Origin of the sequence: Nitratifractor sp., from assembly GCF_015487065.1 — a bacterium.
GTDB lineage: Bacteria > Campylobacterota > Campylobacteria > Campylobacterales > Sulfurovaceae > Nitratifractor.
Map to the genome: position 1 here is coordinate 15895 of NZ_WFQN01000029.1, position 14322 is coordinate 30216.

Here is a 14322-nt window from a genome sequence, read left to right on the forward strand (position 1 = left end):
ATGAAAAATAGGGAATCGGAATTTTTGAAAGTAGAAGAGGGGCGTTTTTCGACGGGAACGTTTGTTCTCCTGTTGCTGATCGCCTACAGTTTTGCCGTGGCGGTTCGCTATCTCTGGATTCACTGGGCGGGAACGCATCCGGAGTTTCTCTGGCATGGGCAGGTGATGATCAACACCAACGACGGCTATTACTGGGCCGAAGGTGCCCGGGATATTCTGGCGGGGCACCATCAGCCCCATGATCTCTCTCCCGTGGAGGCACCCCTTGCAATCCTGACAGCATGGTTGGCCCGGGTGCTTCCCTTTTCGTTCGAGACGATCATCCTCTGGATGCCGGCACTGTTCGGCTCACTCTTGGTGGTACCGATGATGCTGATTGGCCGGGTTTTGCGACTCGATTGGGTCGGTTTCCTGGCGGCGATGCTTGCCGGAATCGTCTGGAGTTATTACAACCGTACGATGGCGGGATATTACGATACCGATATGCTGACAATCGTCTTACCGACCTTTGTTCTCTACGGAATGATCAAAGCAGTGGTGAGTCAGAAAAACCGCTATATGATTTTGACGGCTTTCATGATGCTTTTCTATACCTGGTGGTACCCGGCCGCCGAGCCGCTCAATACGGCCTTTGCCGCTATCGTACTCATTTATACCCTAATCTTTGATCGGAAAAATCCCTATCTTTACAAACTGCTTCTGTTTATGCTGGTGGCGCTATTGCCTTTGGGATGGATGGTCGATGGGGGATTGGCGACGGGGCTCTATCTCTTTTTTCATTTCGGAAAGCAAAAAGCCGATCGCCTGATTTTCCCGTTGCTGCTGATCGCTGCGGCTGCCTTTGTCGGGATGGGGGGATTGGACCCAATCTGGTTCCAGATTCGGGGGTATCTGTTTCGGGAGAGTGTAGCGGGAGGGACAGGGACGTCGGACCTGCACTTTTATGCCGTGAGCAAAACGGTGCGGGAAGCGGGAAAAATCCCTTTCGAGATTTTTGCCGACCGGATTAGCGGGGATCCGGTGCTTTTTGTCCTCTCTCTGATTGGTTATCTTCTCTTTGCTCTGCGATATCCGGTGATGTGGCTGGCATTGCCGATGATGGGGTTGGGATTTCTTGCGATGAAGGGGGGATTGCGTTTCACCGTCTATGCGGTGCCCCCTATGGCCTTGGGAATGGGATATGCGACTGTCTGGTTCTCTCAGCGTTTAGCGGGAGTCCTGGCCGGTGAACGGTGGCAGGGGCAACGGGTGGCGCGCTTCCTCTCGCTGTTGATTCTCGCGGCGGTACTTTATCCCAATATCCGCCATATATCCGATTATAAGGTCCCCACGGTATTTAGCAAACCGGAGGTGGAAGTTTTGGACCGTCTGAAAAAGATTGCGCAGCGGGAAGATTATGTTCTGGCCTGGTGGGATTACGGTTATCCGATTCGTTATTACAGTGATGTCAAAACACTTATCGACGGGGGAAAACACAGCGGCGATGTCAACTTTCCTGTCAGTTTCGCGCTGACCCGTCCGCAGCTAGCCAGTGCCCGTATGGCACGTTTGGATACAGAGTACACCGAGCAGGCCTATACCACCCAAAAATCCGGGAGCTACCTGGCGATGATGATGAGGGATTATAACCTCACTGATCCGGAGGAGTTTCTGATCGCTTTGGGGCAGCCGATATTCAAACTGCCTTCCAGGAGTCGGAATGTCTACTACTATCTTCCCTACCGGATGATGGGGATCTATCCGACGATAGAGTTTTTTAGCAGGTTGGATCTCAAGACGGGGACTCCTTCCCGACAGTCAACTTTCTATCAGATCAATCGCTTTGCCCGCAAGGGGAATCTGATCATTTTCGGTCAGGATGCCTTTGTGGATCTGAAGAGCGGAACCGTCACAAGCGGCAAGAAACATTTGCCGCTCAGTCTGATTGCGGTAACCCAATATGATGCCAACGGAAAGCTGCACAAAAAGATCAAACGCTATCCCGGAAAAGAGGGGCTCTATCTGATTGATATGCGCGACTACCATAAGATTCTTCTCCTGGATGAGCGGGCCTATCGTTCGGCCTATGTTCAGCTTTTTGTCCTGGAAAACAACGATCCGGATCTCTTCGAACCGGTGATTCTGACCCCGATGGCCAAAGTCTATCGACTGAAGAAGTAGACAATGTGCGGGATCGCCGGAGGCATCAATGTTGCGGTTTCCTCCCAGACTGTTTTTGCCGCGCTTTCCCACCGGGGGCCGGATGATGCGGGGAGACTGTGCTATGACAATACGGAACTTTTTCATACCCGATTGGCGGTGCAGGATCTTGTCGGGGGAACCCAGCCGATGGAGGAGGAAGAATATGCTATCGTCTTTAATGGGGAGATCTATAACCACCTGGAGTTGAGGCAGCAGTTGTTGCCCGGGATCTCCTTCCGGACTCGGAGTGATACCGAGACATTGCTGCAGCTCTATCGGCGTTACGGAAGCAGCATGCTCAATGATCTGGATGGAATGTTTGCCCTGGCGATTCTGGACCGGAAAAGAAAAGAACTCTTTCTGGCAGTGGATCGTGCCGGGAAAAAACCGCTTTTTCTCTATCGGGAGGGGCAGCGTCTCTTTTTTGCCAGTGAGTTGAATGTTCTGGATCGGGTGTTGAAACCTCGAATTGATGAAGAAGCGATTGCTACCTATCTGCGCTGCGGGTTTTTCCCGGGGGGGCTCACCCCCTATCGCGGAGTCGAACGAATCGCGAACGGAAGCTGGAGACGGATCAATCTGGAGAATCTCGGGGAAGAGAAAGGGCGCTATTTCTCCATTCGGGATCTCTACCGGGCGCCGCTCTTTGAGGGGAGTGAAGCGGCGTTGCTGGAGGAGACAGAGCGACGCCTCCGTCGAAGCGTCAAGCGGCGGATACTCAGTTCTGATTTGGAAGTGGGGGCTTTTTTGAGCGGAGGGATTGACAGTTCCCTGATCGTTGCGATGGCGGCAGAATATACTGAGCGACTCAAGACCTTTACCGTTTCATTTGATGGAGGGTATGACGAAGCACCGCTGGCGGAACTTACGGCCCGACGTTATGGAACGCAGCACCATACTCTGGCACTTTCGCTGGATTTGAAGCGGGATGTGGAGCGGATCCTCGGGGCCTACGGTATGCCGTTTGCCGATTCGTCAGCGATTCCAAGCTGGTATGTCAGCCGGGCGGCCAAAGAGCATGTCACTGTCGTACTCAACGGTGATGGAGCCGATGAACTCTTTGGCGGATATCGCCGCTATGTCCCTTTTGCCAACCGTTCGCTACTCCGGCTGGCCAAAGGGTTCTCGCCTCTGGGAAAAGTTCTGCCGCCGCCTCATCAGAAGCTTTCCGGTTACAACTACCTCTACCGCTTGCTGCAATTGGCCGGGAAATCGGGAATCGATGCCTATCTGTCGGCGACAAGTGATCTTTTTGAGGGGGTCTATGATTTCGGTGCGAACCGTTACCTTGCCTCCCTGGATCGAACGATAGATTCCTGTGAGCTAAAAGGCGTCTCGAAAATGCTCTGTCTCGATTTTGAACTGCTGCTGTTTGGGGACTTGCTGGTTAAGATGGATATCGCGACAATGGCCCACTCCCTGGAGGCACGAAGCCCTTTTCTGGGAACGGAGATTCTGGAGTTGGCGCCCCGTCTGCCGGAGCGCTGCAAAGTAGCGGGGACCACTACCAAAAAGATTTTGAGGAAATTGGCGAAACGTTATCTTCCGGCTGCCCTCCCCGGCCAACCGAAACGGGGCTTTGAAGTGCCGTTGAAAGAGTGGGTCGAGAGTCTCCTGCGGGAGAAGATTCACGAGGCCCTGGCTCCCGGGGCCTATACCGAGCAGTTTATCGACCGTGATTGGATCGACCGCCTGCTGCAAGGCAGGCTCAGAATCTCTGCTGAGAAACGGGCCAAGATTCTTTGGACAATGTATGCACTGGAGATCTGGAAGGAACAGCGGAGATGAAGATCGCTTTTCTCAGTCATCTGGATCTCAATCTCTATCGTTTTCGCCTCCCGGTGATGAAAGAGTTGCTGCGTCGGGGGCATCGGGTCTATGCCGTTTGCCCGAAAGGGGAGCATGCTGACCGTTTCACTGCGGAAGGGGTCGAGGTGGTGCACTATCCCATCCTGCGTCAGAGCCTCAACCCTCTCAAAGAGCTGCGAACCCTCCGTTCTCTGGCAGAGATCTTGAGAGATCTGGATCCGGATATCGTACACGCCTTTACCCACAAACCCAATATCTACGGAGCCCTCTGTGCCCCCAGGCACCGGATCCAGACCGTGACCGGACTGGGAAGTTTTTTCATCGATGAAGGGAAGAAGAGCCTCCTGGTGCGGCGGCTTATCGAGGGTCTCTACCGCTGGACGGCAAGAAAAAGCGATCGTGTCATTTTTCAAAACAGCGATGATATGCGCTATTTTCTGAATCGGGCCATTGTAAGAGAAGAACAGGCGCGCCTGGTGCGTAGTAGCGGGATCGATACGGAGCACTTTCGGCCGATGGAGGCTCCAAAAGAGTTGCATCGCATCGCCGGAATCGACGGGGAGCCGAAACCGGTGGTTCTGATGATCGCCCGGGTGATCCGGGACAAGGGGGTCAGAGAGTATCTGGAAGCGGCACAACGATTGAAAGATCAGGCCCATTTTCTCTATATCGGAGAGAGTGATCCGGGTAACAAAGGGGCCTTTCATCCCGACTGGGGGGTCGTCAAGCCCCTGGGGTTTCGGGAGAATGTCCGAGAGTGGATCGCTCTGAGCGATCTGGTGGTGCTCCCCAGCTATCGAGAGGGGGTACCGCGTACACTGCTGGAGGCGGCGGCCATGGGCAAAGCCCTGGTGGCGACGGACGTGCCGGGGTGCCGGGAGGTGGTCCGACCCGAAGGCAACGGGCTGCTGGTGCCGGCGGGAGATGCCGAGGTGCTGGCCGAAGCGATGGGGGAACTCCTGGCGGATGACGCGAAACGAGAACGATTGGCAAACGAGAGCCGACGTATCGCCGTGGATGAATTTGATGTGCGCCGGGTGGTGGAAGCCTATCTTTCGATCTATGAAGAGTTGGTACAATAAACGATGTTCTATCGGAAATATCTTAAACCCCTGCTGGATAGAGTACTGGCCCTGCTGATCCTGATCCCGGCGCTGCCCATCATGGCTATCGTGGCGCTGGCGATCTACTTGGAAATGAGCCGGCCGATTCTTTTTCGTCAGCGACGCCCGGGCAAAGATGGTAGAATATTCACAATCTATAAATTTCGCACCATGACCGATGAACGGGATGAAAAAGGAGAATTGCTGCATGACGAGCTGCGCCTGAAGGGGGTTGGCAAAACGATCCGCACTTTGAGCCTGGATGAGCTGCCCCAGCTTTTCAACGTCCTGAAAGGCGACATGAGCTTCGTCGGACCCAGGCCGTTGTTGGAGGAGTATCTGCCGCTTTATAACGATTTTCAAGCCCGCCGCCACGAGGTCAAACCCGGCATTACCGGCTGGGCCCAGGTCAACGGCCGCAACGCTATCAGCTGGGAAGAGAAGTTCGAACATGACGTCTGGTATGTCGACCACTGTTCCTTTGGGCTGGATCTTAAGATTCTTTGGCTGACGGTGCTCAAGGTCTTCAAACGAGAGGGAATCAGCCAGGAGGGGGAGGCGACGATGGAAAAATTCAAAGGAAGCCGATGAAGAAGATCCATTTTCTCTCCAACATGATCGTCCAGCCCGTGGGGCGACAACTGCGCAAAAAGTACCGCTGCAGCTATGCCGACCTGGACGCCGTCGTTCCTACGCTGAGTGGCACGGTGGAGGCCGACTATCTGGTGATTTTGCTGGATCCCAGGTTTTTCTACGACGGCGATATCGACGGCAAGGCCATGGAGAGGGTGGCGATGCTGGAGGGGCTGCTGCAAACCTTCCGAGGCAAGAACCGAGCCCGCATTCTTCTAGGGAACGTGGACGACGACTTTTTCGCCCCCGATACCGCCGGCCGCACCCGCAGCTTTGCCAAACTGCTGGAGCTCAACGAAGCGTTGGAGGCCCTCAAAGGAAGCATCAGCGATCTGGAGATTCTGGATCTCTTCGCCCTAGCACATCGGATGGGGCACCGCCGCCTCTACAATGAAAAGAACCGCCACCTTTTTCAATCCCCTTTGACCCTGGAGGGGGCCCAGGCGGTCGCCGAACTGATCGACGAGGCGATCCGCCGTTTCGAGAGCAAGCGCAAAAAGGTGATCGTCCTGGACGGTGACAACACCCTCTGGGGCGGCATCGTAGGCGAAGACGGCGTGGAGGGGGTCGCCTGTGACGAAAACTACCCCGGTATTGCCTACAAGCGTTTTCAACAGCTTCTGCTTACCCTCAAAGAGAGCGGGCTGCTATTGGCCATGGTGAGTAAAAACAACGAAGCCGACGTGGCGGAGCTCTTCGAAAAGCGACGCATGCCCCTGAAGCTGGAGGATTTCGTTGTCGCCAAGATCAACTGGCAGCCCAAAAGCCAAAACATCGCCGAGATCGCCGGGGAGCTCAATCTGGGATTGGAGAGCTTTCTCTTTGTCGACGATAATCCTTTCGAACTGGAGGAGGTGGCCAGGGCCCTGCCGGCAGTGGAGACCTTCCGCTTCGACAAAGAAGAGCCCCTCAAAAACCTCGAGGCTCTGGCGTCGCGTCCCAATCTGCAGGCGATTCGCGTCACCGAAGAGGATCGGCGCAAAAGCGAACAGTATGCCTCGGAGCGGGCGAGGGGAGAGATCCTCAAAACCGCTCCCGATATGGAGAGCTTCATCAAGAGTCTGCATATCAAAATTACCTGGTGGCGCAACAACCTTAGACAGCTGGATCGGATCACCCAGCTGATCAACAAGACCAACCAATTCAACCTCACCACCCGTCGTTACACCCAGGCGGAGGTGGAGGCGATGATGCGAAAAGATCACGTCTTCTCCTTCAAGGTCGAAGACGATCTGGGGGATATGGGGATCGTGGGCGTTGTCATCGTCAAAGGGGGGCATATCGATACTTTCCTCCTCAGCTGCCGGGTCCTGGGCCGTGGGATCGAAGACCGCATCATGGACATCGTCCTGAAAGAAGCCGAAGTCGAAAGCGCCGAATATATCCCCAGCCCCAAAAACATGCAGGTGGCCGATCTCTATGAAACATTGGGATTCGAGCTTTCCGAAACATCGGAAAACGGCACGAAGCTCTACCGCTACAGGGGCAAAGAGCCCGGTAGAGCTTACATCACCATTCAAAAAGGCGAAACATGAACGAAAGCATCGAAGCGATCCTCTACGAGGCCATTGCCGCCGTCAACGAAGATCTGGGAAGTGAGGAACTGGAGAATCCCACTCCCGGAACCCCGCTTTTTGAAGCACTGGATTCCATGGCGGTACTGGATCTGATTTTGGAGCTGGAGGCGAAACTCCAGGAGCGTTACGGGCGCTATATCCAGATCGCCGACGAAAAGAGCATGGATCCGGCGCTCACCCCTTTTAAAACCGTCCAGAGTGCCACGGAGCATATCGAAAAAAGGATAGAGAATGGCTAAAATACGCTTCGATAAAGGAGCCATCAAGGCCATCGTCACTACCGTAGGTGATCGATTGGTCACCATCGACGAAGAGGCGGAAAAGTTCGGCTACGACGAGCGAACCCTCAAACGGGTCAAAAAGAGCATGGGCTTTCATAGCCGTCGGATCGTCAGCGATCCGAGGGCCTGCACCAGTGACCTCTGCGCCCAGTCGGCCCAGACGCTTTTCGCATCGTGCGGTGTCGATCCCGCCTCCGTCGACGCCCTGATCATGGTCACCCAGACCCCCGACTATCGGGCTCCTTCGACGGCAATTATTTTGCAAGACCGTCTGGGGCTCGGTACCGGGACCGTGGCCTTCGATATCAACCTGGGCTGCAGCGGCTTCATCAACGGCCTCTATGTAGCCTATTCGATGATCGCTTCTGGGTTGGGACGGGTGCTGCTCTGCGTCGGGGACGTGGCGAGCAAATTCGCCTACGAGCGGGACAAGGTGCTCACACCGCTCATGGGGGATGCGGGCAGCGCGATCCTGATCGACGCGGATGCGTCGACAAGTCATTTCGTGCTCAACAGCGACGGTAGCGGCTATGAACACCTGATCATCCCCGCCGGCGGCTGCCGCTACCCTTGCAGCTCCGAAGCACTGGAGCCCAAGGTCCGAGAGGACGGTGCCGTGCGCCGGGATGTGGATATGGTCATGAACGGCGGGGAGATTTTCAACTTCACCCTCAAAGCGGTCCCCGAGATGTTCGACGAGCTTTTGAGCTTCGCTGCAAGGGAGAAAGAGGCCGTCGACTACTTCGTTTTGCATCAGGCCAACCGGTATATCCTGCAAAATATCGCCAAGCGGATCGGGGTGGATGAAACGCGGCTTCCTATGGGAACCGTCACCCGTTATGGCAACCAAAACTCCGCGTCGATCCCGGGCACTATCAACGCCTATTTGCAAGAGCCTTTCTCCACCCAACCCCTCCACTCGGTTTTTGCGGGGTTCGGGATCGGGCTCAGCTGGGGGGCCTGCCTGGTGGAGACCGACGGGATCGTCGCCCCGGAGCCCCAAATTTTTCAAGGAGTGAGCGCATGAGTCTGGATGAGTTTCTCGAAGGGGTGGCCGAAGCCCTGGATACCGAGGCCGAGATGAAGCCCGAAACGGCGCTGGATACCATTGACGAATATGACTCCATCGGAGTCTTGAGCTTGATGAGCTATCTGGACGAGCTGGGGATCAAAGCCTCGCCCGCCGCGTTTGAAAAGTTCACCACCGTGGCGGATCTGATCGCCCTGGCCGGGGATCGGATCGATGGCTAACTATCTGGTGGTGGGGGCCAGCAGCGGCATCGGCCGAGCGACAGCCCTGCGTCTGGCCCAAGAGCATCGGATCTTCGCCATGGCCCGCCGTGAGGATCGTTTGGCCGAGCTGGAAGTCGCTGGCGTCACGCCGATGCCTTTCGATGTGGAGAATCTGGAGGAGATCCCACCCACGCTTAAAGCGCTGGCCAAGGCCCACGGCCCCTTGGCCGGGGTGGTCTACTGCGCCGGGGTGCAATCGGTCAAGCCGATTCGGATGCTCAAAGCGGACGAAGTCGAAAGGCTCTTTCGCATCAACACCCTGGCTCCCCTCTTTTTCGCCAAAGCCTTCGCCTCCCGGGGAGTCCACGATGCCGAGGTGCACCCGTCGCTGACCTTCGTCTCCTCCATCGCGGCACAAAAGGCGGAGAAGGGGATTGTCGCCTACGGCGCCTCCAAAGCAGCCCTGGATCAGGCGGTGCGGGGCCTGGCCCTGGAGCTGGCTCCCATTCGGGTCAATGCCGTCGCACCGGGTTTTTTGCAGACCGAAATGACCGAGCGTTTCGCCCACGTCTACGACGAAGCCTTCATCGAAAGGGTTCGTGCCGACTATCCCCTGGGTCTAGGAAGTGTGGAGGATGTGGCGGAGCTGATCGCCTTTTTGGTCTCCTCCAGGGCCCGCTATCTCACCGGCGAAGTGATCCGGATCGACGGGGGAGGTGCCCTGTGAGGATTGACCATATCGGCTTCGTCGTCGCCGATACCGAAGCCTATCTGGGGCATCTGCCCATGCGACAGGTTTTACGCACCCTCTACGATCCGATCCAAAAGGCGCAGCTAACGCTAGTGGACGGGGGGACGACCCGTATCGAACTGATCGAACCCCGATCAGAGGAGTCCTTTACCTGGAATTTCCTGCAAAAAGGGGGCGGATGGCACCACATTTGCTACGAAGTTGACAATCTGGTTGCGGCACAGGCAGCAATGAAAGAGGCACGAATGATTCCGGTACGGGGTCCGCTGCCGGCACCGCTGCTTGAGGGGGAGGTGCTGTTCGCTAGAAACCGTAACCGGGAGATGGTGGAGTTCCTATGGCGAGGGTAGCGATTATCGGGGGCGGAGGTTTCGCCAAGGAGGTCATCGAAGTGGCTCAAATACTCGGTCACGAGATCGTCGGGATTTTTGCTCGGGAAAATTCCCTGCCCCGTTATCCCCACCTGGGTTACCTGGAGGAGATGCTGACAATGCGGGAACGTTTCGACGGTGTGCATATCGCCGTGGGAGCGGTCAACCGCAAAGGAATGGAAAATCGGCGGAAGATTCTGGCATTTATCCGGCAGCATGACATCCCCATGATCTCCCTCGTCTCCCCTAAAGCCGATTTGGGCGAAGGAGTGACGATGGGGGAAGGGGTCTACATCGGTCATCGAGTCCTGATCTCTTGTGACGCCCGAATCGCCGATGCCGTTTTGATCAATCAGGGAGCGGTCATCGGTCACGACTGCCGGATTGAAGAGAATGTCTCTATCGCCCCGCTGGTCTTTTTGGGAGGCAATGTCACTGTCGGGAGTGACACCATGATCGGGGTCCGGGCCACCCTGCGTCAAGGGTTGTCGGTCGGGGCTTCCTGCCTGGTCGGCATGGGCTCCATCGTCATCAAAAACCTCAAAGCGGGCAGCACGACGCTTCAGATGCCCAGCAAAATCTACGGACCGAGTGATGGCTAAGCGACTCTTCCTCTCCCCTCCCCACATGGGTGGTAATGAGCGGTGCTACATCGACGAAGTGTTTGAAAGCAACTACATCGCTCCCCTGGGGGCTTTTGTTGATCGTTTCGAAGAAGCGGTCTGCGAATTCACCGGGATCAAAGCCGCGGCGGCCACCTCTTCGGGGACGGCGGCGATCCATCTGGCCCTGCGCCTGGCCGGGGTCGAAGAGGGCGATAGGGTGCTAGCCTCCACCTTTACCTTTATCGGCTCGGTGGCCCCCATTCTCTACCAAAAAGCCGAACCGGTTTTCATCGACAGTGATGCAAGTTGGAACGCCGATCCCAAGTTGGTGGAAGAGGCGATAAAAAAAGAGCGGCCCAAAGCCTTCGTGCTGACCCATCTCTACGGCCAGAGCGCCAAAGTGGACGAAATCTCCGAGATCTGCAGGCGATACGGCGTCGTACTCATTGAGGATGCCGCCGAGAGCCTGGGGGCGACACTACAGGGGCGGCATACGGGAACTTTCGGACGCTTCGGCATCTACTCCTTCAACGGCAACAAGATCATTACCACCAGCGGAGGCGGAATGCTGGTCGGCAATGATGAGGGGACCATCGCCCATGCCCGCAAGCTGGCTACCCAGGCCAGAGAGCCGACCCCCTGGTACGAGCACGAGGAACTGGGATACAATTATCGGATGAGCAATGTGCTGGCTGCCATCGGTGTGGCCCAGATGGAGGTTTTACCGGAGCGGATAGTGAAAAAACGGCAGATCTTCAATTGGTACCGGGAGGTTCTGTCAGATCTTGAAGTGCTGGAGTGGATGCCGGAGATTCCCGGGAGCAGGGGGAACCGCTGGTTGACGACTCTGACCCTTCGCCAGGGGGATCCTCTGGAGCTCATCGCCGCCTTGGAGGCGGAGAACATCGAAGCCCGCCCCCTCTGGAAACCGATGCACTGTCAGTCCCTCTTTGCCGGAGCCCGAGTTTACGGAGGTGCCGTGAGCGAGGATCTCTTCGCCCGGGGGCTCTGTCTGCCCAGCTGGACAGCGATGGAACACGATGATGTGGAGCGGGTGGCCTCGGTGATTCGGAGGGTGTTGGGATGATCGCTTTCAGAACATGGTTCAAACCGACGACACGGAAACGTCTTTTTTTCTTTCTGACAGCGGATATTCTCCTCTCAATGTTTTCTCTCTATACGGCGTATCTGCTCCGTTTCAATTTTCATATCCCGGCAAAGTACCTGGAACATTTTTGGCTCATCTGCGGAGTCTTGACTACTCTGAAAGTATCGGCCATGGCCTGGAAAGGGCAGTATCAAATCGTCTGGCGTTTTTTCGGCTTGGGCGATATGCGCCGGGTTTTGGAAGCGCATATGGTAGCTTACGGCGTCTTTGCCCTGGTGCTCTATCTTTTCCGATCCGATTTTGCCCCGTTTGCCCGCAGCATTTTCATCATTGACTTTTTTCTCTCCTTTTTACTGCTGGGGGGGCTGCGGATGGCTAAACGGTTGCTGACGGAATCGACCCTTCCTGAAGGGTTCAAACCGACGCTGATTGTCGGAGCAGGCAGCGATGCGGCTCTGCTGCGTGCGGTAACGTTGGCTGAGCCCTCCTACAAGCCGGAAGCGATCGTTACCTGGAATGAACAGGGATTGGCGGGAAGCCGAATCGAGAATCTGCAGATCTATCCCCCCGAGCGGTTGGAGCCTCTGATCAGGGAGCGGAAAATTCATACGGTGATTGTGGCGGAGGAGATGACGCCTCGGGAACTCAACGGTCTCATCGACCGTTTGGAAGATCTGGGAGTTCGGGAGATCAAACGGCTTCGTCTGCTGGAGGAGGAAAGGGAGCATCTGGAGGAGATTCCCATCGAGGAGCTTCTGGCCAGAGATCCCAAGGACCTGGACCGGGAAGCGATCGGCAGTTTTCTCCGGGGCAAGAGCATTCTCGTTACCGGAGCGGGAGGAAGTATCGGCAGTGAAATCTGTCGCCAGTGTCTGGCTTTTGGTGCCCGGCGTCTGATTCTGGTGGAAAACTCGGAGTACAACCTCTACCGTCTTTTGGAGCAGATCGGGTCGGAGAAGACGGCTGCTCGACTGGTTTCGGTGCTGGACCGGGAGCGCCTGGAGCGGGTCTTCGAGGCGGAGCGGCCCCAGATTGTGATTCACGCTTCCGCTTTCAAGCATGTCCCCCTTTGCGAAACCAACCCCGATACAGCGGTAGAGAACAATATCATCGGGGCGATGAATGTGATGGATCTGGGGATCCGCTACGGGGCGGAAAAGGTGGTCAATATTTCCAGCGACAAGGCGGTCCGTCCTACCAATGTCATGGGAGCCACCAAGCGGATTACGGAACTCTACGCCCAGAACGTTCCCTCCGGCAAGACCGAGATCGTCTCTGTGCGTTTCGGCAATGTCCTGGGGTCCAGCGGCAGCGTCGTCCCCAAATTCAAAGCGCAGATCGAAGCAGGCGGTCCTGTGACGGTGACCCATCCGGAGATCACCCGCTACTTTATGCTGATCCCCGAAGCGTGCCAGCTGGTGCTTCAGGCCGCGGCCATCGCCCAGGGCGGAGAGCTCTTCATCCTCGACATGGGGGAGCCTGTCAAAATCGTGGATCTGGCCAAAAAGATGATCCGCCTTTACGGCAAAGAAGGAGAGGTGGAGATCGTCTATACAGGTCTGCGTCCGGGAGAGAAGCTCTACGAAGAGCTGCTGATCGACGAAGCGGAGTGCAAGACCCGGTATGAATCGATCTATGTGGCCGGTTCCACCGACTATCCCATTGAAAAACTCCGCGGGGATATCGAAGCGCTCCTGGCGGCTGAGGATCCGCGGGCGATGCTGCGTCGGATTGTCCCGGAGTATCTCCCGTCCGATTGCGACTGAGCCGCGCCAAAGCCCCCTTGGGGTAAAATCTCTCAGAAATCTCTTGAAGGATCAATATGGTTGTGACACGTTTCGCCCCCTCTCCCACGGGGTATCTCCATATCGGCGGACTGCGCACCGCCTTGTTCAGCTGGCTCTGGGCCCGCAAAAATGGCGGGAAGTTTTTGCTTCGGATCGAAGATACCGATCTGAGCCGCAACAGTGACGAAGCGCTGGCGGCGATTCTGGAGGCCTTCGACTGGGTGGGGCTCGATTACGACGGGGAGGTGATCTATCAGTCCCAGCGTTTCGATCTCTACAAAAAGTATATCGACCGGCTTCTGGAAGAGGGCAAAGCCTACAAATGCTACATGAGCAAAGAGGAGCTGGACGCCCTGCGGGCCGAGCAGATGGCCCGGGGGGAGCGCCCCCGCTACGACGGACGCTATCGGGACTTCACCGGCACCCCGCCGGAGGGGGTGGCTCCGGTGATCCGCATCAAAGCCCCCCGGGAGGGAGAGATCGTCTTCGAGGACGGGGTCAAAGGGGAGATCCGCATTGCTGCGAGTGAAGTGGACGATTTCATCATCGCCCGCAGTGACGGGACACCCACCTACAACTTTGTCGTGGCAATCGATGACGCCTTGATGGGACTGACCGATGTGATTCGGGGGGACGACCACCTCTACAACACCCCCAAACAGCTGGTGGTCTACGAAGCCCTGGGCTTCACGCCGCCCCGTTTCTACCATGTCCCCATGATCCACAACGAGCAGGGGCGCAAGCTCTCCAAGCGCGACGGGGCGATGGATGTGATGGAGTACAAGCGCCAGGGCTTCCTCCCCGAAGCGCTGCTCAACTTCCTGGTGCGTCTGGGGTGGAGCCACGGGGATCAGGAGATCTTCAGCCGCGAAGAGATGCTGGA

14 protein-coding genes are annotated in these 14322 nt (G+C 56.5%); all 14 read left to right on the forward strand.

The window, feature by feature from the left end:
• Window positions 1–2160 (forward strand): STT3 domain-containing protein, encoded by a 2160-nt coding sequence (locus F8I07_RS01395; RefSeq protein WP_292654770.1) that lies wholly within the window; start codon window positions 1–3, stop codon window positions 2158–2160.
• Between the two features lie 3 nt (window positions 2161–2163).
• A complete protein-coding gene (asnB, locus tag F8I07_RS01400) occupies window positions 2164–3969 on the forward strand; it encodes an asparagine synthase (glutamine-hydrolyzing) (RefSeq protein ID WP_292654772.1) in 1806 nt (601 codons plus the stop codon).
• Window positions 3966–5072: a glycosyltransferase family 4 protein gene (locus F8I07_RS01405; protein ID WP_292654775.1), complete on the forward strand. Its 1107-nt coding sequence runs from the start codon at window positions 3966–3968 to the stop codon at window positions 5070–5072. The genes asnB and F8I07_RS01405 overlap by 4 nt, the downstream gene beginning before the upstream one ends.
• 3 nt (window positions 5073–5075) lie before the next feature.
• Window positions 5076–5684 carry a sugar transferase gene (locus F8I07_RS01410; RefSeq protein WP_292654778.1) on the forward strand — a complete coding sequence of 203 codons (609 nt, stop codon included), beginning with the start codon at window positions 5076–5078 and terminating at the stop codon, window positions 5682–5684.
• A complete protein-coding gene (locus tag F8I07_RS01415) occupies window positions 5681–7261 on the forward strand; it encodes an HAD family hydrolase (RefSeq protein WP_292654780.1) in 1581 nt (526 codons plus the stop codon). The genes F8I07_RS01410 and F8I07_RS01415 overlap by 4 nt, the downstream gene beginning before the upstream one ends.
• Window positions 7258–7542, forward strand: a complete 285-nt coding sequence (locus F8I07_RS01420) for a hypothetical protein (RefSeq protein WP_292654783.1) — start codon at window positions 7258–7260, stop codon at window positions 7540–7542. Before F8I07_RS01415 ends, F8I07_RS01420 begins: the two co-directional genes overlap by 4 nt.
• Window positions 7535–8611 (forward strand): ketoacyl-ACP synthase III, encoded by a 1077-nt coding sequence (locus F8I07_RS01425; protein WP_292654786.1) that lies wholly within the window; start codon window positions 7535–7537, stop codon window positions 8609–8611. The genes F8I07_RS01420 and F8I07_RS01425 overlap by 8 nt, the downstream gene beginning before the upstream one ends.
• Entirely contained in the window at window positions 8608–8835 is a 228-nt protein-coding gene (locus F8I07_RS01430; RefSeq protein ID WP_292654788.1) for a phosphopantetheine-binding protein, read from the forward strand. The genes F8I07_RS01425 and F8I07_RS01430 overlap by 4 nt, the downstream gene beginning before the upstream one ends.
• Entirely contained in the window at window positions 8828–9544 is a 717-nt protein-coding gene (locus F8I07_RS01435) for an SDR family NAD(P)-dependent oxidoreductase (RefSeq protein ID WP_292654790.1), read from the forward strand. The genes F8I07_RS01430 and F8I07_RS01435 overlap by 8 nt, the downstream gene beginning before the upstream one ends.
• Complete coding sequence (locus F8I07_RS01440; protein ID WP_292654793.1) at window positions 9541–9918, forward strand: VOC family protein; 378 nt, start codon at window positions 9541–9543, stop codon at window positions 9916–9918. Before F8I07_RS01435 ends, F8I07_RS01440 begins: the two co-directional genes overlap by 4 nt.
• Complete coding sequence (locus F8I07_RS01445; protein WP_292654795.1) at window positions 9906–10541, forward strand: NeuD/PglB/VioB family sugar acetyltransferase; 636 nt, start codon at window positions 9906–9908, stop codon at window positions 10539–10541. Before F8I07_RS01440 ends, F8I07_RS01445 begins: the two co-directional genes overlap by 13 nt.
• Window positions 10534–11631 carry a UDP-N-acetylbacillosamine transaminase gene (gene pglE, locus F8I07_RS01450; RefSeq protein WP_292654796.1) on the forward strand — a complete coding sequence of 366 codons (1098 nt, stop codon included), beginning with the start codon at window positions 10534–10536 and terminating at the stop codon, window positions 11629–11631. Before F8I07_RS01445 ends, pglE begins: the two co-directional genes overlap by 8 nt.
• The gene (locus F8I07_RS01455) at window positions 11628–13418 is read left to right on the forward strand and encodes a nucleoside-diphosphate sugar epimerase/dehydratase (RefSeq protein ID WP_292654799.1); all 1791 of its coding nucleotides are present in this window, start codon (window positions 11628–11630) and stop codon (window positions 13416–13418) included. The genes pglE and F8I07_RS01455 overlap by 4 nt, the downstream gene beginning before the upstream one ends.
• Before the next feature lie 56 nt (window positions 13419–13474).
• Window positions 13475–14322 (forward strand): glutamate--tRNA ligase (gene gltX / locus F8I07_RS01460; protein WP_292654802.1); only part of this gene is annotated, 848 nt, incomplete at its 3' end.